The sequence below is a fragment of the Pseudomonas bharatica genome (assembly GCF_048586865.1).
GTDB classification, from domain to species: Bacteria; Pseudomonadota; Gammaproteobacteria; order Pseudomonadales; family Pseudomonadaceae; genus Aquipseudomonas; species Aquipseudomonas bharatica.
On record NZ_JBMAWR010000003.1, the window covers coordinates 252611 to 275330 of the forward strand.

At 65.5% G+C, this 22720-nt stretch carries 18 protein-coding genes; 7 read left to right on the plus strand and 11 right to left on the minus strand.

The window, feature by feature from the left end; translation table 11 throughout:
- The first annotated feature begins 422 nt into the window (after positions 1 to 422).
- A complete protein-coding gene (locus ACKLLE_RS06060; RefSeq protein WP_009401519.1) occupies positions 423 to 1844 on the plus strand; it encodes an amino acid permease in 1422 nt (473 codons plus the stop codon).
- Between the two features lie 468 nt (positions 1845 to 2312).
- Complete coding sequence (gene sodC, locus ACKLLE_RS06065) at positions 2313 to 2840, plus strand: superoxide dismutase [Cu-Zn] SodC (protein WP_420057214.1); 528 nt, start codon at positions 2313 to 2315, stop codon at positions 2838 to 2840.
- A 158-nt stretch (positions 2841 to 2998) separates the two neighbouring features.
- Here sodC and ACKLLE_RS06070 read toward each other — a convergent pair whose 3' ends face one another.
- From ACKLLE_RS06070 to ACKLLE_RS06100, 7 genes are all read right to left on the minus strand, one after another.
- Positions 2999 to 4603, minus strand: coding sequence for a dipeptide ABC transporter ATP-binding protein (locus ACKLLE_RS06070; protein WP_064303465.1), 1605 nt, complete (start codon positions 4601 to 4603; stop codon positions 2999 to 3001).
- On the minus strand, positions 4600 to 5490 hold the full coding sequence (locus tag ACKLLE_RS06075; RefSeq protein WP_009401264.1) for an ABC transporter permease: 891 nt from the start codon (positions 5488 to 5490) through the stop codon (positions 4600 to 4602). Before ACKLLE_RS06075 ends, ACKLLE_RS06070 begins: the two co-directional genes overlap by 4 nt.
- Before the next feature lies 1 nt (position 5491).
- Positions 5492 to 6442 carry an ABC transporter permease gene (locus ACKLLE_RS06080; RefSeq protein WP_064303466.1) on the minus strand — a complete coding sequence of 317 codons (951 nt, stop codon included), beginning with the start codon at positions 6440 to 6442 and terminating at the stop codon, positions 5492 to 5494.
- Entirely contained in the window at positions 6439 to 8061 is a 1623-nt protein-coding gene (locus tag ACKLLE_RS06085) for an ABC transporter substrate-binding protein (RefSeq protein ID WP_420057216.1), read from the minus strand. The genes ACKLLE_RS06080 and ACKLLE_RS06085 overlap by 4 nt, the downstream gene beginning before the upstream one ends.
- A 65-nt stretch (positions 8062 to 8126) precedes the next feature.
- Positions 8127 to 10535: a TonB-dependent receptor plug domain-containing protein gene (locus ACKLLE_RS06090; protein ID WP_420057218.1), complete on the minus strand. Its 2409-nt coding sequence runs from the start codon at positions 10533 to 10535 to the stop codon at positions 8127 to 8129.
- Between the two features lie 281 nt (positions 10536 to 10816).
- On the minus strand, positions 10817 to 12400 hold the full coding sequence (locus ACKLLE_RS06095; protein ID WP_420057219.1) for a rhodanese-related sulfurtransferase: 1584 nt from the start codon (positions 12398 to 12400) through the stop codon (positions 10817 to 10819).
- A complete protein-coding gene (locus tag ACKLLE_RS06100) occupies positions 12397 to 13005 on the minus strand; it encodes a cysteine dioxygenase family protein (RefSeq protein WP_009401386.1) in 609 nt (202 codons plus the stop codon). Before ACKLLE_RS06100 ends, ACKLLE_RS06095 begins: the two co-directional genes overlap by 4 nt.
- A 242-nt stretch (positions 13006 to 13247) precedes the next feature.
- Between ACKLLE_RS06100 and ACKLLE_RS06105 the strand changes: the two genes are divergently transcribed.
- From ACKLLE_RS06105 to ACKLLE_RS06120, 4 genes are all read left to right on the plus strand, one after another.
- Entirely contained in the window at positions 13248 to 14318 is a 1071-nt protein-coding gene (locus ACKLLE_RS06105) for an LLM class flavin-dependent oxidoreductase (protein ID WP_064303471.1), read from the plus strand.
- Positions 14319 to 14397: 79 nt separating this feature from the next.
- The gene (locus tag ACKLLE_RS06110) at positions 14398 to 14859 is read left to right on the plus strand and encodes a tripartite tricarboxylate transporter TctB family protein (protein WP_009401390.1); all 462 of its coding nucleotides are present in this window, start codon (positions 14398 to 14400) and stop codon (positions 14857 to 14859) included.
- Between the two features lie 9 nt (positions 14860 to 14868).
- Entirely contained in the window at positions 14869 to 16371 is a 1503-nt protein-coding gene (locus tag ACKLLE_RS06115) for a tripartite tricarboxylate transporter permease (RefSeq protein WP_420057220.1), read from the plus strand.
- A 32-nt stretch (positions 16372 to 16403) separates the two neighbouring features.
- Positions 16404 to 17378, plus strand: coding sequence for a Bug family tripartite tricarboxylate transporter substrate binding protein (locus ACKLLE_RS06120; protein WP_420057221.1), 975 nt, complete (start codon positions 16404 to 16406; stop codon positions 17376 to 17378).
- 226 nt (positions 17379 to 17604) lie between these two features.
- Here ACKLLE_RS06120 and ACKLLE_RS06125 read toward each other — a convergent pair whose 3' ends face one another.
- On the minus strand, positions 17605 to 18285 hold the full coding sequence (locus tag ACKLLE_RS06125; RefSeq protein WP_420057223.1) for a GNAT family N-acetyltransferase: 681 nt from the start codon (positions 18283 to 18285) through the stop codon (positions 17605 to 17607).
- 369 nt (positions 18286 to 18654) lie between these two features.
- On the opposite strand from ACKLLE_RS06125, the gene ACKLLE_RS06130 reads away from it, so the two are divergent.
- Complete coding sequence (locus tag ACKLLE_RS06130) at positions 18655 to 19857, plus strand: sugar transporter (protein WP_420057224.1); 1203 nt, start codon at positions 18655 to 18657, stop codon at positions 19855 to 19857.
- On the opposite strand, the gene ACKLLE_RS06135 is transcribed toward ACKLLE_RS06130, so the two are convergent.
- From ACKLLE_RS06135 to ACKLLE_RS06145, 3 genes are read right to left on the minus strand one after another with little or no spacing between them, the layout of a single operon-like run.
- Positions 19824 to 21347: an FAD-dependent monooxygenase gene (locus ACKLLE_RS06135; protein ID WP_420057225.1), complete on the minus strand. Its 1524-nt coding sequence runs from the start codon at positions 21345 to 21347 to the stop codon at positions 19824 to 19826. The two genes, ACKLLE_RS06130 and ACKLLE_RS06135, sit on opposite strands and share 34 nt — an antisense overlap.
- A 44-nt stretch (positions 21348 to 21391) precedes the next feature.
- Positions 21392 to 21955 carry a TetR/AcrR family transcriptional regulator gene (locus ACKLLE_RS06140; protein ID WP_420057226.1) on the minus strand — a complete coding sequence of 188 codons (564 nt, stop codon included), beginning with the start codon at positions 21953 to 21955 and terminating at the stop codon, positions 21392 to 21394.
- Positions 21956 to 22013: 58 nt separating this feature from the next.
- Entirely contained in the window at positions 22014 to 22718 is a 705-nt protein-coding gene (locus tag ACKLLE_RS06145; RefSeq protein ID WP_064303477.1) for an SDR family NAD(P)-dependent oxidoreductase, read from the minus strand.
- Positions 22719 to 22720 lie beyond the last annotated feature (2 nt).

Below are 22720 nucleotides of genomic sequence, written 5' to 3' on the forward strand. Positions count from 1 at the left end.
CGGCCGCGCATGCGCTGTATTGCATTGGCGACCTGTACAGTGCTGTGACAATCAGTGGGCACTGTGCATGGCTCTTGAGGCCGGACATTTTTACATTAGGTATCAGTTACCGCTAGATCAAAGCCGTGAAGCTTCATGAACAACCGCTCGTCGAACCACAAATTCCCGAGGCGGGGCTCAGTCTCCGCGTCTCTCTCGCTGTCGTCGTGCCCGCAAGGCCGGTGCGCAGTGTCTTCGCAGTAACTTTCCAGGCTTAGCGGACGAGCCTGGGCACGACAACACACTGCCAGCACATAGCCGTTCGTCGGCTCGGGCAGCGTCGTGCACGTCGAATCAGAGCAGCTGATGCAACAAGGGGTGCGACCTCAGGCCGCACTCCTGTCGAGTTTCCTTGCATAAAAAAAACACGGGGTAGACCACTGATGGACGCAACATCCACATCGACTTCGGCAGCGAAGTCGGAGCACGAGAGCAAGCTGGCGGCTTCGCTCAAATCGCGCCACCTGACCATGATGTCGATCGCCGGGGTGATCGGCGGGGCATTGTTCGTCGGTTCCGGCAGCGTGATCCACAGCGCCGGCCCGGCCGCCGTCCTGGCCTACCTGGCCGGCGGCATCCTGGTGGTGCTGATCATGCGCATGCTCGGTGAAATGGCGACGTCCTCGCCGGACACCGGCTCGTTCTCCACCTATGCCGAACGTGCCATCGGGCGCTGGGCGGGCTTCACCATCGGCTGGCTGTACTGGGGCTACTGGGTGATCCTGATGGCCTGGGAAGCCTATGTCGCCGGCAAGATCCTGCATGGCTGGTTCCCTTCGGTGAGCATCAACGAATTCGTGTTGATGGCCACCCTGGCGCTGATCTGCGTGAACTTCTTCAATGTCAAGCACTACGGCGAGTTCGAGTTCTGGTTCGCCCTGATCAAGGTGGTGGCCATCGTCTGCTTCCTGGTGGTGTGCACCGCGGCGGTGATGAACCTGTGGCCGACCGGTGAAGTCAGCGGCATGGCCAACCTCACTGCCCACGGCGGCTTCATGCCCAACGGCATCGAGTCCGTGGTGGTGGCGATGCTCGGTGCGATGTTTGCTTTCCTCGGTGCGGAAATCGTGACCATCGCCGCATCGGAGTCCAAGGATCCGGCCGGTCAGATCGTCAAGGCCACCAACTCGGTGGTGTGGCGCGTCTGCCTGTTCTACATCGGCTCGATCTTCCTGATCGTCTGCCTGGTACCGTGGAACGACCCGCTGATGGGCACCTCGGGCTACGGCTCGTACCGCCGCACCCTGGAACTGCTGGGTATCCCGGGCGCCGAGTTCATGATGAACTTCGTGGTCCTGACCTCGGTCAGCAGCTGCCTGATCTCGGCCCACTACACCGCGTCGCGCATGCTGTTCTCCCTGGCCACCCGTGGCGACGCGCCGAAGATCTTCAAGATGACCCGCGCCGGCACCGGCGTACCGGTCTTCGCCATCATCGGCTCGTGCTCGATCGCGATCATCTGTGCCCTGATCAACTTCAACGAAGCCCTGCGTCCGAAGGATGTGCTGGACACCCTGATGAACACCACCGGCATGATCGCCATGCTCGTCTACCTGGTGATTGCCTGCTCGCAACTGAAGATGCGCCGCAAGCTGGAAGCCGAAGGCAAGCAGATCCGCCTGAAGATGTGGCTGTTCCCGTGGCTGACCTACCTGAGCATCGTGTTCATCGTCGGCTGCCTGGTGACCATGGCCTTCGTCGAGGAGTATCAGGTGCTGGTGGTTTCCACCGGTGTCGCGGCGATCGTCGTGGCGCTGATCGGTGTGATCGTGCACCAGCGCGCGCTGAAGCAGGCTGCTGCCTGATCGCATAGGAGCGAGGCGCAGATGCCGGCTCTGCGCAGGATTGGGAGCGTGGCTTGTCGGGCCGCCGAACCGCCGCGAAGGTGTGGGTATCTACACATCTTTTGAGGTAAGAAGGCCCGTCAGTCGATCGCATCAGGGCTGGCAGGTGCTTGTCATGACTTTTCCGGCGTCCTTGAGATCGAGCGCCGCCCGCGCGGCGCTCGATCTCAAGGGCGCTGAAGATCTCCCGGCGTGCGCCTAGCGGCCATAACGCGGTTCTAAGACGGACACCTCGCAGCCATCACTCAGGGACCGCTAGCGCGGTCCTTCGCGGCGGTTCGGTGCTCCGACAAGCCACGCGCCTACGAACTGCGGAACTGTTCGCCAGAGGTGTTGCCTGATATTGCCGAGAGTGATTTTCATTCGAACTCCCCGCCGGATTTTGTCTAAGCTCTCAAGCGATTTTTTCTGCGAAAAGGAACGTGCCCGATGAAAAAGTGGATTGCTCTGTCAGTAGCCCTGTGCGCCAGCGCCGCGGTGCAGGCCGCCGACTCGATCAAGGTCGAACTCAAGGAAGCCACCGCCCAGGGCGAAGGCAAGAGCGTCGGCTTCGTCACCATCACCGAAAGCCCGTACGGCGCGGTGTTCACCCCTGAACTGACCGGCGTGGCGCCGGGCGTGCATGGGTTCCACGTGCATGCCAACCCCAGCTGCGCGCCGACCGAGGCCGATGGCAAGCCGGTACCGGCCGGTGGCGCCGGTGGTCACTGGGATCCGAAGAACACCGGCAAGCACAGCTTCCCGTGGGAGGATGACGGCCATCTCGGCGACCTGCCGGCCCTGATCGTCACCGCCGATGGCAAGGCTTCGCAGCCGCTGCTGGCACCGAAGATCAAGACGCTGGACGAGCTGAAGGGGCATGCGCTGATGATTCATGCCGGTGGGGACAACCACTCGGATCATCCGGCACCGCTGGGTGGCGGGGCGGCTCGGTTTGCTTGTGGGGTGATCAAATAAGCCTCGTGTAGACATGAAAATCCCGGTCATCTGGCCGGGATTTTTGTTGGTTTTGCGCGCCTCATCGCTGGCAAGCCAGCTCCCACACGGACCGCGTGCACCGCCGAACCTGCGGGAGCTGGCTTGCCAGCGATGAGGCCCTGGAGGACACCCGAGCATCAGGCTACTGCCAACCTCCGCCCAGGCACCGCCTCCAGCAATTCCCGGGTATAGCTGGCCTGCGGCTGCCCCAGCACCCGACCTGCCTCCCCTTGCTCCACCACCTGTCCCTGTTTCAGTACCACCACCTGGTGCGCCAGGCTGGCGACCACCGCCAGGTCATGGGACACCAGCACGTAAGCCACGCCCAGTTCCGCCTGCAATTCCCGCAGCAGGTCGAGGATCTGCGCCTGCACCGAGACATCCAGCGCCGACACCGGCTCGTCGAGCAGCAACAGGTCGGGCTTCAAGGCCAGTGCCCGGGCAATGGCCACGCGCTGGCGCTGGCCGCCGGACAGCTCGCGGGGCAGGCGGTCCAGGTAGCTGGCCGGCAACTGCACCTGCTCCATCAGGCGCCGCGCCGCCTGTTCCAGCTCGCGACCCTTGAGCCGGCCGAAGGACACCAGTGGCTCGACCACGCTTTGGTAGATGCTGAACTTCGGGTCCAGCGCGGCGAACGGATTCTGCTGCACCAGTTGCATGCGCTGGCGCAGCGGCCTGAAGGCCTTCCAGCTCAAGCCGCCGATATCCTGCCCGGCAAAACGCACACGGCCCGAGCTGGGTTGCTCCAGCCCGAGCGCAATCCGCAGGCTGGTGCTCTTGCCCGAACCCGACTCGCCGACGATGGCCAGCGTCTGCCCCGGGTAGACCTCCAGGCTCAGGTCCTGCAGTGCCTGGAAGTGCTGCCCGTGCGGTAGCTGGAAGCGCTTGCCGACCCCTTCGAACTCCAGTAGCGGCTGTGCGCCGAGGGTTGAAACCGGCACCGGCCGTGGCGTTTCACCAAAGGCCGGCGCGGCGGCCAGTAGATCGCGGGTGTAGCTGTGGCCGGGCGCTGAAAGCACCTGGCTCGCGACGCCGCTTTCCACCAACTCGCCCTGGCGCATCACCAGTACCCGGTCTGCACGATCCGCCGCCACACCCAGGTCATGGGTGATGATCACCAAGGCGATGCCGCGGGCTTTCACCAGTTGCTCCAGGTGATCGAGGATGCGCTTCTGCACCGTGACATCCAGGGCGCTGGTGGGCTCGTCGGCGATGATCAGCCGGGGCTCGCCGGCCAGGGCGATGGCGATCAGCACGCGCTGGCGCATGCCGCCAGACAGTTCATGAGGATACTGGGCCGCGCGCAGGGCCGGGTTGTCGAGTCCGACCTGTTCGAGCAGTTCCAGCACATCCGCATCCAGGCCCGGATAGCGTTTGCCATGGCGCAGGATCAGGCTCTCGGCGATCTGCTTGCCGATGCTCAGGGTCGGGTTGAGGCTGACCATCGGGTCCTGCGGCACCAACCCGACCACCCGGCCGCGCAGTTGCTGTTTGCTGCGCTCACTGGCGTGGCTGATGTCGTGATCGGTAACCTTCAGCACCCCGCCATCGATCCGTGCCGTCGCCGGCAACAGGCCGAGCAGGGCACTGGCGATGGTGGTTTTGCCCGAACCGGACTCACCGACGATGGCCAGGGTTTCCCCTGGGTCCAGATGAAAGCTCACGCCGCGCACCGCCTCGGTAACGCGGCCGGCACTGTGGTAACTGACCCGCAGGTCCTGCACATCGATCAGGCGGCTCATCGCTGGATCTCCTCGAAAGTGCGGGCGATATGGTTGAGGCTGAACACCACCAGCACCAGGAACAGCCCCGGCAGCAGCGACACCCAGGGCGCGGTGATGAGGAAGTGGCGACCGTTGGCGATCAGCGTGCCCCATTCGGCGGCGGGCGGTGCGGCGCCGAAGCCGAGGAAGCTGAGGCCGGCGGTGGCGAGGATCGCCGCGCCGATATCCAGGGTCGCGAGCACCGCCACCGGTCCCCAGGCATTGGGCAGCACATGGCGCAGCAAGGTCCGGCCCCAGCTTGCGCCGCCCAGGCGCGCGGCCTCGACGTAGGGCAGGGTCTTGATCCGCAGCACCTCGGCGCGGGTGGTGCGGGCGAAGCCGGGAATGATGCCGACGCCCACGGCGATCGCCACCGGAATGGTGCCGAAGCCGATCGCGGTGACGATGGCCAGCGCGAGCAGCAGGCCGGGCAGGGCCAGCAGTACATCCACCAGGCGCATGATCAGCGCGTCCACGCGCCCGCCGATAAAGCCCGAGACGATACCTAGGCCCAGGCCGCTGACCAGCGCCAGCCCGACCGCGAGCAGCGCCGCCTCCACCGACAGGCGCGCGCCATACAGCACCCGTGTGTACAGGTCGCGCCCCAGCTCGTCGGTGCCGAACCAGTGCGCGGCACTCGGTGGCAGCAGTTTGGCCGAGGGCTGCGTGGCGTAGGGATCGACCTGGGTGAACAGGCCGGGCCAGAGCGCGGCCGCCAGGGTAAACAGCACCAGGACCAGGGCCACGACGAAGCCCGGCCGGCGCAGCAGCGGCCCGGCCTGGTCCAGCAAGCGTTGCAGGCGCCGCCGCGGGCGCCACTGGGAGGCCTCGCCGGCCACGGGGATCAGGCGTTGCAATACGGTCATCTCAGCTCACCTTGGGCGCATGGGTAATGCGCGGATCGAGGATGGGGTAGAGCAGGTCCACCAGCAGGTTGACCAGCACGAAGGCGGCCGCGGACACCGTCACCACCGCCAGTACCAGCGGGATGTCCTGGCGCAGCACCGCCTCCTGCACCAGCCGGCCAACGCCGTTGCGGGCGAAGATGGTCTCCACCAGCACGGCACCGGACACCGTGTTGCCCACCTGCAGGCCGATCAGCGTCAGCAGCGGCAGGGCGGCATTGCGCAGGCCGTGGCGGGCCTGCACCTGGGCGCGGCTGAGGCCCTTGGCGTAGGCGGTAACGATGTAGGGCTCGCGCCAGACATCCTGGAAGCCGCGTTGCAGCACCTGGGCGTAGACCGCCGCGCTGGGAATGGCCAGGGTTACCGCTGGCAGTACCAGGCTGTCGAAGCCGGTGCTGCCAGTGGCCGGGAACCAGCCCAGGCCGAAGGCGAAGATCTGGATCAGCAGCAGGCCCATCCAGAACACCGGCACGGAAAAGCCCAGCGCCGGCAGGCGCGACAGTGCGGTCTTCAAGGGTTGCCAGCGCACGTAGGCGGCCAGGTACGCCAGGCCCACGCCGCCGATCAGCGACAGGACGATGGCGAACCCGGCCAGGGCCAGGGTCTGCGGCAGGCGTTCGGCGAGGATCGCGGTGACCGGGCGGTTCAGGGTCAGTGATTGGCCCAGGTCGCCTTGCAATACGCCGAGCAGCAGGTTGATGTAGCGCTCCAGCAAGCCCTGGTCCAGCCCGTAATAGGCCTTGGCTTTCGCCAGTTGCTCCGGCGACAGCGCATCGATCTCCATGCCCGAGGCGCTGAGCATGATGCTCAGCGGATCACCCGGCAGCAGGTAGAGGATGAAGTAGGTGATGCTGTACGCCCCCCACAGCACCAGGGCGGCCTGGGCAATGCGGCCGAGCAGGTAGCGGCTCATGGCTTGACCTCGATGTCGTTGAGGAAGGCAAAGCCCTCGGCGCTCCAGCGGAAGTTCTGCACGCGCTTGGAGGTGGCCGCCTGCCACACCCGCTCGTACACCGGGATTGCCGAGCCCTGGTCGATCAGCAGGTCCTGCAGCTGGCCGTAGGCGTCGGCGCGCTGTTGCGGTGCGGTGGCGGTGAGGCCGGCGTCGAACAGGTTCTGCGCCACGGGCAGCACGTTCGGTGCGTAGGTGTTGGTGGCCAGGGTCGAGCTGTTGGCGCTGCGCGGGTCGAGGATGGTCTGCAGGATGATCGGGTCGGCCCGGGTCATGTAGGTGTAGGTCAGGTCATAGTTGCCGGCGGCGTTGTTCGCGGCCCACTCGGCGGTGGTCTGCACCTTGAGCTTGAGTTCGATGCCGAGCTTGCGCAGTTGGTCCTGGATCAGCACGTCGCCGGGGGTTTCCTTGCCGGCCAGGTTGTACAGCAGGACCAGGCGCTTGCCGTCCTTGTAGCGGTAGTTGTCCTGGCCCAGGGTCCAGCCGGCCTCGTCCAGCAGCCGGGCCGCGCCTTGCGGGTCGTAGGCCAGCTTGTCGCCCTGGCTGCGGAAGTACGGGGTGGTCACATCGTAGACGCCGTCCACCACCGGGAAGGCTTCGTTGTAGACGGTGCTGGCGTAGCTCTTGCGGTCGATGGCCTTTTGCAGGGCCAGGCGTACCTTCTGGTCGGCGAGGATGCGGTTGTCGCGGGTATTGGGGTAGAGGTTCCAGGCCGGGCCCGGCAGCGAGCGGCTCTGGATGGTCGCGTCGTTGCGCTGGAACAGCTGCAGGTCGACCTCGGAGAACGGCACCCGCGGCCAGAGGATATCCACCTTGCCCTGCAGGAACAGGCCGTTGCGCACGCTTTCCTCGGGCACATAGCTGACCTCGATGGCCGACAGGTGCGCGTCGCCCTTGTTCTGCACGTTGGCCGAGGCCCAGGCGTAGCCTTCGCGACGGACCAGGCGCAGGCCGCTTTCCGGGGTGTAGTGGTCGATCTTGAACGGGCCGGTGCCGATCACCGCGCCCAGGGAGCGTTCCTTGGCGGTCTTGCGGTACGACTCGGGGGCCAGGATCGACAGGTTGGTGGTGGAGGTGGCCTGCAGGAAGCCCGCGTTGGGTTTGCTCAGCACCAGCTTGATGCTGTACGGGTCGAGGATCTCGGCGTGGTCGTAGCCGGCCAGGTAGGTGGCACCGAAGGTGCTCGGCAGCTCGGCGGCGAAGGCCTTGTTGCTGTCGAAGGCGGTCTTGACCGCCTGTGCGTCGAATGCCTCGCCGTTGCTGAAGGTTACGCCTTTACGCAGGTAGAAGGTGTACTCCCGGGCATCCGGGCTGATCTCCCAGCGTTCGGCCAGCCACGGAATGATCTGCCCGGTCTGCGGGTCCTGGTCGGTCAGGGCCTCGACCACGTTGCGCAGCACCACCCGGTGTTCCAGCCAGTAGACCTGGAACGGATCGATGCTGACCAGTTGGGTGTTGTCGTTGAAAAAGGCGATCTTCAGGGTGCTCGCCGCCTTGGCGTCCGGTTGCGAAGGCGAGCAGCCGGACAGTCCCAGGGCAAGCAGGATGGCCGCGCTGGCCAGGGTTCGTTGCAGTCTCATGGGCGATTCCTCGTTCCGTTGTCGGAGCAGGGCCGCGCCGCATCCCGGCGGCGCGGCCGGGTGGGTCAGAAGTCGTAGGCGATCTTGCTGTACCAATAGCCACCACCAGGGTGGAATGGCGGGTTGCCGTAGGGTGCCAGGCCAAGCGGGCTGTACACCGCATGCTTGTCCGGGCGCACGTCGAACAGGTTGGTGGCGCCGATGCTGACGGTCAGCTGGTCGAAGAAGGTGTAGGCCACGTCCAGGTCGGTGATCCACTTGGCACCGAAGCTGCGATCGCCGCTGGGGTTGACTGCAAGGGTCTTGACGCTGCCGTAGCGGGTGGTCTGCAGGTTGACCGCAAGGTTGTCGACCTTCCAGTTGGCGCCGAGGATCCACTTGGTTTCCGGGCTGGCCACGGTCAGGTCGCCCTCGCGGTCGCGGCCCACCAGGGTCACCCCGGAGCCGGCCAGCGACGCCGGTGTGTCGCGCACGTCCTCGATGCTGGTCTTGTTCCAGTTGAACGCCAGGCTCCAGCGCACGTCGCCCCAGGCGCCGAAGTCGGTGCTGTGGTCGGCGACGATGTCCAGGCCCTTGGTGCGGGTGTCGTAGGCGTTGGTGTAGTAGTTGACCCAGGTGCCCGGGGCCACGCCCTGGCTTTGCAGGATCGAGGTGATCACCCCGTTGCCCTGGTCGTAGATGTTGCTGGTCAGGGTGATGCGGTCGTCGATGTCGATCAGGTAGGCGTCGGCGGTGATGCTGGTGCGCGGTGCCGGTTGCCAGGTCACGCCCAGGCCCAGGTTGCGCGATTTCTCCGGCTTGAGCTTGTCACCGCCGAGGGCGGCGGCCAGGCTGCTGTCGGACGGGGTCAGGCGGGTCACTGCCGGAACCACGTTGCCATTGACGTCGGTGGCGACGCGGTTGTCGGCCACGGTGTAGCCGATCTGGGTCAGGGACGGCGCGCGGAAGCCGGTACCCACGGTGCCACGCACGGCCCATTGGTCGGTCAGCTCGTAGCGCGAGTTGAGCTTGAGGCCGAAGGTATTGCCGGAATCGTCGTCGTAGTGCTCGACGCGCCCGGCGAGGTCGAGGAACCAGCGCTCGGTGAGATCGAAGCCCAGGTCGAGGTAGGCCGCGTAGTTGTTGCGGATCAGGCTGACTTCGTCTTCCTGGCGCAGGGTCACCGCGGCCTGGGCGCCGGAGGCGGCGGGGTAGCTGCCGGTGATGTATGCCTCGGGGTCGCCGGCGAAGGTGCTGAAGCGCTCCCAGCGGTGTTCCAGGCCGGCCGACACCTGCACCGGCGAGGTCAGGCCGAACAGGCTGTCGTAGCGGCGGGTCAGGTCGAAGTTGTTGACCCACTGTTCGAAGCGGAAGGTCGCCAGGTTGTCGAAGCTGGTCGGGCTGGCGGTGCCCAGGGACGGGTTGATGTTGAAGTCGCTGGAGTGGTGGATATTGTTGCGCCCGTAGGTGGTGCTCAGGTCCCAGTGCCAGTCGGCGCGTTCGCCCTTGCCGCCGAAGAGGAACTGGTAGTCGCGGTCCTTGATGTTGTTCAGCGGGTAGTAGCCGTCGGGGAACAGCTCGGGCACCGCGGCGGTGCCGGTGGGCAGGCGGAAATAGTTGTAGGCCTCGGCATCGCGTTCGCCGTAGGTGGCGTAGGAATACAGGGTCAGGGCGTCCAGCGGCAGTTCGGCGTTGTAGGCGACGTTAAAGGCCTTGATCTCGGGGTCACCGTTCTTGATCGCTACGCGGTCCCAGGCTGCTTCCTTCACCGGGTCGCGGAAGGCCCTCACGCTACTGTCGGCCTTGCCGTTCCAGGCGGCATCACCGCGTTTGCGCGCATCGGCGGAGAGGTGCAGGAAGCCGCTTTCACCCAGCTTGAAGCCCTGGTCACCGGCCACCTTGATGGTTTCGCCCTGGCCGGAGTAGAGCTTGCCGTAGCTGCTCTCGACATGCCCGCCGGAGGCGCTGGTCTTGAGGATGATGTTGATCACCCCGGCCACTGCATCGGAGCCGTACTGGGCGGCGGCGCTGTCCTTGAGCACTTCGATGTGATCCACGGCGCTGACCGGGATCAGGTCGATATCCACCGCGTTGGCGCCGCTGTTGTCGATGTTGCCGCGCTGGCCCACCGCGCCGTTGTGCCGGCGCTTGCCGTTGACCAGCACCAGGGTGTAGGCCGGGCCCAGGCTGCGGTTGCTCAGGGGCCGGGTCACCGAGTTGTAGCCGGCGATATTGGTGCCGAAGTTGAATGACGGCAGCAGGCGCGAAATGGCTTCGGAGAGTTCGGCGCGGCCGGTCTTGAGCAGTTGCTCGCTGTTGATCACATCGATCGGTGCCGGGCTGTCGGCCACCGTGCGTTCCTGGCCGCGGATGCCGGTGGAGATCACGGTCACGGTGTCCAGGTGGGTATCGTTGCTGGCGGCTACGACCTGGGGTGCGAGTCCGGCCAGGAGCAGGGCGGTGGTCAGGGTGCTGAAGGGGAAATGCTGGGGCATGCGGGCTTGGTCCATCGAAGCTGGCACTGGCCCTGGGTGTGGGTGCAGGTGGATCGCCTGGGGAGTGGTGAAGGGGTGACGAGATCGTCTGGGGTTGATCTTATTTTTATAAGAAACTGATTGGAAATTCTTTTTTGGAATATAAATATTATTCTTTTTTTGAATTATAAATAATCATAAATATGCAAAAAACGATTGTTAATGAGCTGCAAAAAATCCCTGTGGGAGCTGGCAAGCCAGCTCCCACAGGGATTGTTGTCAGGGGTTGGATAGGTGGTGTGTCAGATCACGAAGAACCCATGGGTCCCATCCCGTCCCAACTGCTCCACCAGGCCGAACTCCCAGTCCAGGTACCCTTGCATCGCCTCGCGCGGGTTATCCGTGCCTTCATAGGGCCGGCGATAACGGTCGCTGCGCGGTACCGCCAGGCTGGTTTCGCCATGCTCCAGCGGTCGGCCTTCGGCGATCCAGCGTCCGGTGCCGCCTTCGAGCAGGAATACCGGCTTGCGCGTCAGCGCCTGCAGGTCAACGGCGGCGAAGCGCGCCAGCAGGCTGCTGCCGCAGGTCACCACGTAGCGCTCGGCCACCGGCAGTTTTTCCAGGGCCTGGGCCAGCTGTGCACGAATCGCCCAATGCGCGCCGGGGATATGCCGCTGCACATAGTTGGCGCTGGTGGTGAAGTCCAGCAGTACGGTGTCGCCAGCGTCCAGCCATTGCTGCAGTTCACCGCCCTGGATCGACGGTGGCTGCGGCAGTTCCGGCAATGGCGCCTGCCAGTCACCGGTCTCGCTGAAATCGCTCTTGCGCAGACCGTCCAGGACTGCCACCTCCCAGCCCATCTGCGCCAGCCAGGAAGCGCTCATGTTGGCGCGCACGCCATCATCGTCAACCAGCGCGATACGCGCGCCGCGCACGCTGGCGTTGTGGTCGGTTTCCTGGACCAGTTGACCGCCCGGCGTGGAACGGCTGCCGGGCAGGTGGCCGCGGGCGTATTCCTCGGGGGTGCGCACGTCGAACAGGTAGGTGGTGCGATGAGCCTCTGCCTGCCACGCCGCCAGGGTGTCCCTGGAAATGCGTGCCACCCCGGCCTTGTCCGCTACCGCGCGGGCCCGGCGTGCGGCGGAGGCGCGCGTCTCGTCGCCGACCTCGGCGAAGCGTTGCGATTGCCCATGGGCCAGTTGCTGCCCGGCCAGGGTCCAGCCGATGGTGCCGTTGCGCAAGGCCGAGACCGGGTTGGGAATGCCGGCGTTGACCAGCGACTGGGTGCCGATGATGCTGCGGGTGCGGCCGGCGCAGTTGACGATGACGCGGGTGTTCGGGTCCGGCGCCAGTTCGGCCACGCGCAACACCAGTTCCGCCCCCGGCACGCTGATGCCACCGGGAATGCTCATGGTCTGGTATTCATCGAAACGGCGGGCATCGAGCACCACCACATCGGCGTTTTCATCGAGCAACTGCTGGACCTCTTCGGCGGCCAGCGACGGCGTATGACGCTTGGCTTCTACCAGCTCGCCAAAGGCCTTGCTCGGCACATTGACGTCGCGAAACAGCTCGCCGCCGGCCTCGCGCCAGCCTGCCAGGCCGCCTTCGAGCAAGGCCACGTTGCTGTAGCCCAGCTCGCGCAGGCGCTCGGCGGCCAGCGCGGCAAGGCCTTCGCCATCGTCGTAGACCGTCACCTGGGTATCGCGACGCGGCACCCGTGCATAGATCTCGATTTCCAGTTTCGACAGGGGAATATTGGCCGCGAAAAGCGGGTGCTCCAGGGCGAAGGGCGCTTCTTCGCGCACATCGATCAGGGCCAGTTCGTCCTTGGCCAGCAGGTGCTGGCGCAGCTCGGCGTAGGAGCGGGTAGTCGCGGTGCTCATGGGGCAGGGTTCTCTTTGGACAGGTCCCAGATATTGGGCAGGCGGGTGTTGGAATAACCGGAGATAAAGGGTTTCTCGCTGCCGTCGGCGAGGTACACGGCACGTTTTACCGCGCCGATGTTGGCGCCATACACGTGGATGCTGATGGACACCTGGTCGTCGTGGGCATTGCGCACTTCATGGATATCGCCAATACGTGGCGACACCGCTTCGACCTGCCCGGGCTCCAGGCGCACGGCGTCGCCCGCCGGAATCAGCGCGCCGCTTTCGGTACGGGCGAAGCCCTGGGAATACTCGGCGCCGCGCAGCATGCCGATCAGGCCCCAGACCCGGTGATCGTGGATCGGCGTGCGCTGCCCCGGGCCCCAGACGAAACTCACCACCGAAAAGCGCTGGCGTGAATCGGCGTGCAGGAGGAACTGCTGGTAACGCTCGGGGCTGGGTTGGGCCAGCTCCGGGGGCAGCCAGTCGTCATGGGCTACCAATTGCTGCAACAGGTTCTGCCCGCGATCGAGGATGGCGGCTTCTTCGTGTTCCTGCTCCAGCAGTTCGGCCAGGTCGCCGATGAACCGGCGCAGGCGGTCGAGACGTAGGGGATGGGTCATTTTTCAAGGCTCAGGCTGCGGTTTCAAGGAACCCTAGCAACGGCAGGATCATTCTCAAAATTCGAATTCCGCATAAGCTAATATGCGAAACAAGAATTTTAAAGATAAAAGATTATTCTTTATTTTTTGTATTAGCTTATGCCGGAAAAGAATTTCACAGCGGACGGTGCTGCCGTTAGCTTATAAGCGATCGTTTTGAACATCCCCGTTCCTATAACCGTCCGCCTTCAGGGAGATCCAGCATGAGCGTGCAATTCATCGGCATGATCGGCCATCGGCTGTCATCGGAAACCATCGACGCCAGCGGCCCGATCTTCGACAAGGCGTACATCACCCGTTTCGCCCAGGTGCATGAAGAGGCGGGTTTCGACCGTGTCCTGGTGGGCTATTGGTCCGATCAGCCGGACGGCTTCCTGGTCACCGCCCTGGCCGGGCTGGCGACGTCCAGGATCCACTTCCTGCTTGCCCACCGCCCGGGCTTCGTCGCCCCGACCCTGGCCGCACGCAAGCTGGCGACCCTTGAGCACCTGCTCGACGGGCGCCTGGCCCTGCATGTGATCAGCGGCGGCAACGACGTCGAGCAGCGCAAGGACGGCGACTACCTCGAGCACGACCAGCGCTACGCCCGCACCGACGAGTTCCTCGAGGTGGTGCGCAAGGTCTGGACCGAGGAACGTCCATTCGACCATGCGGGCACCTACTACCAGGCAGAAAAGGCCTTCTCGGCGATCAAGCCCCTGCAGAAACCCCACTTGCCGGTGTATTTCGGCGGCTCCTCGGCGGCCGCGCTGCAGGTCGCCGGCAAACATGCCGATGTCTTCGCCCTGTGGGGCGAGTCGCTGGAGCAGACCCGCGAGACCATCGCCGCGGTGCGTGCCGAGGCGGCTCGCCACGGTCGCGAGATCGAGTTCAGCGTGTCGTTCCGGCCGATCATCGCCGCCACCGAGGAGGCCGCCTGGGCCAAGGCCGAAAGCATTCTTGGCACGGCGCGCCAGCGTATCGAGCGCTCCGGCCCGGTGATCGCCAACAAGCCGCAGAGCGTCGGCGCCCAGCGCCTGCTCGACACCGTGGCCAAGGGCGAGCGGGTCGATGAGCGGCTATGGACCGGGATCGCCGGGCTGGTCGGCGGCGGGCACAACTCCACTGCGCTGGTGGGCACCCCCGAGCAGGTGGCCGATGCCTTGCTGGCCTACTACGACCTGGGCGTGAAGACCTTCCTGATCCGTGGCTTCGACCCGGTGGTCGATGCCGAGGACTATGGCCGCGAATTGCTGCCGCTGACCCGGGCCAAGGTCGCTGCTCGACTGGCCTGATCCACTCCATTCAGCCCCCACGAGACCGCACGCGCGGATCGTCAACCACAGTGCCGGACACTGGCACCTGGAGAGACCCGTGCGTACCCGACTGATTCCCGATGCCCGCGAATTGCTGGCCGGCCTGCTGTTTCTCGGCTTCGGCCTGGCCGGCCTGTTGATCGGCCGCGACTACGCCAGCGGCACTGCCATGCGCATGGGCGCCGGTTATTTCCCCTGGTTGGTCAGCCTGGCGCTGTGTGTCCTGGGGGCGGTCCTGCTGGTACGCGGCCTGGCATCGTCGCGGGAACGGGTGGCGCTGGGCGAGCTGTTCCAGGCCCGGCCCGGGCTGTCCATAGGCGGCAGCGTGGTGGCCTTCGCCCTGTTGCTGCCAAGCCTGGGCCTGGCCCTATCAACCTTGCTCATGACCCTGCTCAGCGGCCTGGCCCGGCGCCGCGCCCACCTTGGCGAACTGACCGTGCTCGGTTGCGTGCTGGGGCTGTTCAGTGTGGCGGTGTTTGCCTGGGGCCTGGGCCTCAACCTGCCGGCCTGGCCGGTCTGAGGGCGCGCCATGGAACTGCTCGATCACCTGACGATCGGCCTGCAAGCGGCCTTTACCCTGAACAACCTGCTGTACTGCTTCGTCGGCGTCACCCTCGGCACCCTGGTCGGCGTCCTGCCGGGGCTGGGGCCGGTGGCGACCATCGCCATGCTGCTGCCGATCACCTACGGCCTGACCCCGTCGGCGGCGTTGATCATGCTCTCCGGTATCTACTACGGCGCCCAGTATGGAGGTTCGACCACCGCGATCCTGGTCAACCTGCCCGGCGAGTCCTCCTCGGTGGTGACCTGCCTCGACGGCCATGCCATGGCGCGCAAGGGCAGGGCGGGAGCGGCGCTGGCCATCGCGGCGATCGGTTCGTTCGTTGCCGGCAGCCTGGCGATCCTGCTGCTGGCCGCCGCTGCCACGCCATTGGCGGAGGCCGCCTTGAAATTCGGCCCGGCGGAATATTTTTCGCTGATGCTGCTGGGCTTGGTGGCGGCCATCGTCCTGGCCCAGGGCGACGTACTCAAGGCCATCGCCATGACCTTGCTCGGGCTGCTGCTCGGGCTGGTCGGCACCGATGTGAATTCCGGGGTCGAGCGCTTCACCTTCGGCATTCCCGAGTTGAGCGACGGCATCAGCTTCGTGGTGATCTCGATGGGCATCTTCGGTATCGCCGAGATCATCGCCAACCTCGAGCGCGATCACGGCGGCAAGGCCCAGGTGGCCCGGGTCGGCAGTCTGATGCCGTCGCGGGACGACTATCGACGCAGCTGGAAACCGATCCTGCGCGGCACCGGGCTCGGTTCGCTGTTGGGCATCTTGCCCGGCGGCGGGGCGATGCTCGGTTCCTTCGCCTCGTACATGATCGAGAAGCGCCTGGCCAGGGAGCCGGAGCGCTTCGGCCAGGGCGCCATCGAAGGGGTTGCCGGGCCCGAGTCGGCCAACAATGCCGGGGCGCAGACGTCCTTCATCCCCATGCTGGTGCTGGGCCTGCCGTCCAACGCGGTGATGGCGCTGATGGCCGGGGCGATGATGATCCACGGTATCGTCCCCGGCCCCCAGGTGATCGACGAGCGCCCCGAGCTGTTCTGGGGCCTGATCGTCAGCATGTGGCTGGGCAACCTGTTGCTGCTGGTGCTCAACCTGCCGTTGGTGGGCATCTGGGTGCGCCTGCTGGCGGTGCCGTACCGCCTGCTGTACCCGTCGATCCTGCTGTTCTGCTGCATTGGCGTGTACAGCGTCAACAACAGCCTGTTCGACGTGCTGCTGACCGTGGCCTTCGGCTTGCTCGGCTACCTGTTGATCAAGCTGCGCTGCGAGCCGGCACCGCTGCTGCTGGGCTACCTGCTCGGCCCGCTGATGGAAGAGAACCTGCGCCGGGCGATGCTGCTGTCCCGTGGCGATCCCACGGTGTTCTTCACTCGGCCCTTGAGCCTGACCCTGCTGATCGTCACCGCATTGGTGGTGCTGTTGATGTGCTCGCCACGCTTGCGTGCCACCCGCCAGGTGGCCTTCAGCGAAGAGTGACTTTCTTCTCCCCCTCGTCCAGGAATTGCTCCATGAAACTTGCCCGCTCCGTCACCTTCGCCCTGGCCGCCCTGGCCCTGGGCATCACCGGCCTGGCCCAGGCCGACAATTACCCGAGTCGACCGCTGACCCTGGTGGTGCCATTCCCGCCCGGTGGTGCGGCGGACACCATCGGCCGTTACTACGCCGAGCAGCTTTCCACATCGCTGGGCCAGCCGGTGGTGGTGGACAACAAGCCCGGCGCCGGCACGGCGATCGCCGCCGAAGCGGTGGCCAAGGCCAAGCCCGATGGCTACACCCTGTCCCTGGCCACGGCCGGACAACTGGCCATCCTGCCGAACCTGCAAAAGGACCTGCGCTACGACCCGGTCAAGGACTTCGTGCCGGTGGCGGTGGTGGCCTCGGTGCCGAACGTGGTGGCGGTGCAGGCGTCGAGCAAGATCGACTCGCTGCCGGCGCTGATCGCCGAGGCCAAGGCCAGGCCGGGGGCGTTGAGCTACTCGTCGTGCGGCAATGGCACGCTTTGCCATCTCTCCGGCGAGCTGCTCAAGCACCTGTCCGGCACCGACCTGCTGCATGTGCCCTACAAAGGCAGCGCTCCGGCAGTGACCGGCCTGCTCGGCGGCGAAGTGGACGTGGCGGTGGACACCCTCACCGTCCTCGCCCCGCAGATCCAGGCCGGCAAGCTCAAGGGCCTGGTGCTCAGCAGCGCCGAGCGCTCGCCGCTGCTGCCCGGCGTGCCCAGCGCCACCGAAGCCGGGTTGCCGGGGTTCGTCGCCTCGGGCTGGTTCGGCATCGTATTGCCCAGGGGCGCGGCGCCGGAACTGGTGGAAAAGTTGAGCGGGGCCATTGGCGTCATTGCCAGGTCACCGCAAACCGCCGAGCGCTTCGCCCAGAACGGCATCAGCGTCGAGCAAGGCACGCCTGCCGGATTCGCCGAATTGATCGCCGAGGATGGCAAGCGCTGGGGCGAGGTGATCGAGGCGGGGAAAATCACCCTGGAATGATGGAGCGGTAAATGCCCTTGCAGGCTGCGCTGTTGCGCAGAGAACAGTTTTCAAAGCACGACGCGTACCCTGTGGGAGCGGGTTCACCCGCGATAGCGGTATTGAGTTCACCATAGCAATCGCGGGTGAACCCGCTCCCACAGGGTCCTTGTAAATCAAAGAGTTATGTTTTTGTTCTAAGAGAGCTGGCCAGCCAGCTCCCATAGGGATCACCTGAAATCATCTGTCAGGCCATCTCCACCTTCACCGGCTGCGCCCTTGTCTTGCACAGCAGCACCAGCCGCGAGCCGCTGTAGCGGCTCTGGCGAAACAGCTTCCAGCGCCCGAACAGCCCGTATACGTGCATTACCCGGCCTTGCTCCTGGTAACCCATGCGCAGGTGCAGCTTGAGGGCCGGCACGTTGTGGGTTTCCACCACATCCACCACCCGGCTGCAGCCACGTGCCTGCATGGCTTGCCACAGGCCGACCTGGGCATCCACCGAGAGCCGGGTGCCGAAATAGGCGGGGATCATTTCCCCGCCGAATTCGAAGAAGTCCCCCGGCGCCACCGGGAAGGTGCAGCCGTAGTAATGACGGTCGTGATAGTCGCGGGTACTGGCCCAGATAAAGGCCACCGCGTCGCCCGCGTCATCCAGGTACATGTGCCCGACATGCCCTTCGCGGGCCAGTTCGCGCATGGTCCCGACGCGATCGCCGAAATGGCGCGCGAAGGCATCGGCATTGGCTTCGGTGATGGTCTCCAGGCGCACCGGCGGGTGGTCCTTGAGGCTGTGCGGGCCGACCGGCGTCGCCAGGTCGCGTTCCATCCACAGCAGCTCCCAGTGGAAAAATATGTGGCGGCGCCACAGGGTGAGGAGGGTGCGGCGCAGTCCCTTGCGCTGGAGTCGGGCGATCAGGACGTGCATAGGGCCTCCGCAACAGGCTGCTTCATGAAGTGAAGTTTTTTCAGGTATAGCGCAGCGGCGTTGGGCTCCGTCAAAAAGCCATCACGGTAGTTGTTTCAATATGTGTATCAGTGGCTTCTTTCGCTCTATTCCGATGCTTTCAGCGGCGATGAATAATTTTCCGCAGCGGCGCAGAAAACTGGCGGAATTCTGGCGCCTGGTTTTGGCGTCCAAGACAAAAGCCTGTGCCAGGCGTTTGCGACAGGGGGTTGGCTAACGTAGACTCCGGCCATCATTCCTACAAAGACCGTAAGGCACATCCGACCCTCAGGGTCATGGATGCCTTCGTCACGTCCGCGATTCAGCCTTTCCAGGAGCCTTTCCCCGCGCATGATCAGCCCCACAGAAACCCGCAGCGGCAGCTGGCTCAGTGTCTTCGCCCTGGCCCTCGGCGCCTTTATCTTCAACACCACCGAGTTCGTCCCGGTGGCGTTGCTCAGCGATATCGGGCGCAGTTTCGATATGCCGGCGTCCCAGGTCGGATTGATGCTCACGGTCTATGCCTGGGTGGTGTCGCTGACGTCGCTGCCGATGATGCTACTGACCCGCAATATCGAGCGCCGCCGCTTGCTGGGCCTGCTGTTCGTGCTGTTCAGCGTCAGCCATGTGCTGTCGAGCATGGCCACCAGCTTCGGCATGCTGCTGGTCAGCCGGGTCGGCATCGCCCTGGCCCATGCGGTGTTCTGGTCGATCACCGCGTCGCTGGCGGTGCGCGTGGCGCCGCCGGGCAAGCAGGCCAAGGCCCTGGGGTTGCTGGCGACCGGCACCACCCTGGCAATGGTCCTCGGCATCCCGCTCGGTCGGGTGGTGGGTGAAGCGCTGGGCTGGCGCACCACCTTCCTCGGGATCGCCGTGGTCTCGGTGGCGACGCTGCTGTGGCTGCTGCGTTCGCTGCCGTTGCTGCCAAGCCAGAACTCCGGCTCGCTGCGCAGTCTGCCGATCCTGCTCAAGCGTCCCGCGTTGATGTCGGTGTACGCCCTGGTGGTGCTGGTGATCACCGCGCAGTTCACCGGCTACAGCTATATCGAGCCGTTCGCCCGGGACGTGGCGGCGCTGAGCAGCGAGATGACCACCATCCTGTTGCTGGTGTTCGGTGGTGCGGGGATCTTCGGCTCGTTCCTGTTCAGCCATTTCAGTGAAGGTTTCCCCCGCGGTTTCCTGATCGCCGCCATCGCCGCGCTGGCCGTTTCCCTGTCGTTGCTGCTGCCGCTGGCCGGGGTGCCGTGGTTGCTCTGCGCCCTGTGCGCGTTGTGGGGCATGGCGATCATGTGCTTCAGCCTGGCCTTGCAGTCCAAGGTGCTGCAACTGGCGTCGGATGCAACGGACGTGGCCATGGCCATGTTCTCCGGCCTGTACAACGTCGGTATCGGCGGTGGGGCGCTGCTGGGCAGCATCGTGGTGAGCCAGGTCGGCCTGGCCTGGATCGGTGGCGTCGGCGGTTCGCTGGCCGTGGCCGGCTTGGTCCTGTGCCTGTACGCCACCTGGCGGTTCTTCGGGGGTCAGCAGGGTCTCAGCGAGCGCTCGGTGAAGTAGCGCTCCAGCGCGGCGGTGGAAGAAGACGCCTCGGCCAGCGCCACATAGCTGTCGGGGCGGATCAGGTAGAACGCGTTGCGCGCCAGCCCGGCGGCTTCATGGGCCGGGCTCCAGGCGAACACCTGCAAGGGGATCTGCCGCGCCGCGCACCAGCCGGTCAGGTCCTTGCCGGCAAGCCCATAGACATGCACCTGCCAGCCGGGCCGTGCCAGTTCGGCGAAGTTGTCTGCCGTCTCATCATGGGCCCAGGGCAGCCGATCGCCGCCATGCACGTGCCCGGCCGTGCCGAAACTCAGGGGCATCAGGCGGTAATTGAGGCCGATCTGCGACAGCGTGCGGAACATGAAGCTGCGCACCTTGCCCATCGCCATCAGCCGCGACAGCAGCACCGGTGCCAGGCGTGTGCGCAGCAGATTGGCGATACGGCCATTGGCGCTGACGAAGTTGAAGACCTGGTCGGTAGTGGCGACCAGGCGTTCGGCAAACGCCTTGCGCTCGATCTCGAAGCTGTCGAGCAGTTCGTCGGTGGCCTTGCCGTGCAGTACGCTGGCGAGCTTCCAGGCCAGGTTGATGGCGTCGCCGATCCCGGTGTTCATGCCCTGGCCGCCGGCCGGGCTGTGCACGTGGGCGGCGTCGCCGAGCAGGAAGGCGCGGTGGCGACGGAACTGCTGGGCCACGCGGTGGTGCACACGGTAGGTGGAGAACCAGTTGACCTGTTCGACCTGGAGCTGCATGTGCTCGATGGCGCGGCTGCTGACATCCTCGAAGGTGAGGTTTTCCGCATGTTCGGCACGTTCGTCGCGCACCGTGCCGATCAGCCGTGCGCGGCCCGCGCCGGCCAGCGGGAAGACCGCGACGAAGTCCGCCTCGTCGAGGTCCACGTGCAGTTCGCCGTCCAGCGCCGGCCCCGAGGCCTGCACGTCGGCAACATAGAACACCTGCTGGTAGGTGCCGCCGGGGAAGCCGATGCCGAGGGCCTTGCGCACCGCCGAACGGGCGCCGTCGCAGCCGGCCAGGTAAGGCACGCGACAGTCTTCTTCGTGGCCATCGGGCAGGCGCAGGCGGGCCACGGCCTGCTCTTCGTCCTGGTTCAGTTCGAGCAGTTCGGTGTTCCACTGCACCTCGACGCCGAAGCCTTGCAGGCGCTCGATCAGCAGCTTCTCGTGTTCGTCCTGCGGGTAGATTTCCAGGAAGGGGTAGGGCGTCAGGCCAGCGCCGATATTTTGCAAGGACAGCTTCGCCGCCTTTTGCCCCCTGACCCACAGATTGGCCGCCGGCACCTGATGGCCGCGCTCGACCACCGTGTCGGCCAGGTCCAGCTGGCGATACAGTTCCAGGGTGCGCGCCTGGACCGCCAGGGCACGGGAGGTGGTGCCGGGGCCGGTCGCCTTGTCGACGATGCGCACCTTGACGCCCAGCCTGCTCAACCACAGGGCAAGCACCAAGCCCGTGGGGCCGGCGCCGATGATCAGGACTTCTGTGTCATTCATGCCACGCTCTCCTGGTGATTGTCAGGAGAGTGTAGAGGTGGGCGTCAGTCTTCGCCGAAGCTGACGAGGAGGAACGCTTGCACCGTTGTCAGGATTTCTCGCGACAGTGCGTCATCCGCGCAGGCCCGGGACAGGCCAAGGGCGCCGACCATGGCGCTGAAGGCGACCATGGCCTGCTTGCGCTTTTCCTCATCGTCACCGCCGAGCAGGCGGGCGATACCCTTGATGTTGGCGCGCAGCTTGTTGGTGTACAGCTCGCGGGCCTCGCCCTCGACCCGACCGATATCGCTGACCAGCGCACCGACCGCGCACCCGGTGCCGACGCCGTCGCGGTGCTCGGGGCTCAGGTATTCGCTGACCAGGGTGGGGAAATTCGCCCGGTGGCTACGTTGCGGGTCTTCCGAGCGCTTGAACGCCGCGTCCAGTGCCTCTGCCACCAATTGGTCGCGGGAGTCGAAATGCTTGTAGAAGCCGCCATGGGTCAGTCCGGCTTCCTTCATAAGGTTGGCAATGCTCAGGCCGTCGAGGCCCAGCTCGCAGAAACGCTCGGCGGCGATGGCGACGATACGTTCGTGGGTGCTCTGCTTGCTGGCTTGGGAATGGCCCATGGTGGCGGTCTCCTGCGTGATCCGGGGGCGGATGATAGCACCGCCCCCGGGCTGCGGCTTACCAGGTCTCCCCGAATGGTCGCACTTCGCTCAGGAAGCTCCAGGCGCTGCGGGGTTGCTGGATCAGATGGCCGACCTCGCCGGCGATATCGTCCGGCTGGATAAAGAACGCGTCCGGTTTGGTCGGGTGCATCTTGCGGGTCCATTCCACATCGATCACCGCGTCGATCACCAGGTAGGCCACATGCACGCCCTTGGGGCCCAGGTCACGGGCGATCGACTCGCTGAGAATGCGCTGCGCCGCCTTGGTTGGCGCAAAGGCGGCGAAATGGCCCTTGCCGCGCAAGGCCGAGGTATTGCCGGTGACGATGATCGCGCCCTGGCCCTTTTCCACCATTGCCGGCGACAGCGTGCGAGCCAACTGCAGCAAGGCCATGACATTGGTCTGGAAGTTGGCTTCGAGGGCCTGCGGATCGATTTCGCGGAAATTGCCGAAGGTGGCGCCGACGGCGTTATGCACCAGCACGTCGGCGTCGCCCAGCTCGGCCTGGATCTGCTCCAGCGTGCGCTGCAGTTGCGCGCTATCGCTGACGTCCACCGGGAAAGCATGGGTGTCCGCCAGTTCGCCCTGCAGGGCGGCGAGGCGGTCGGCGTTGCGCGCCAGCATGGCCACGCGGTAGCCGTCGGCCACCAGGCGACGAACGATGGAGGCGCCGGTACCCGGGCCGACGCCGGTGACGATGGCAAGTTTCTTGGTGGTCATGG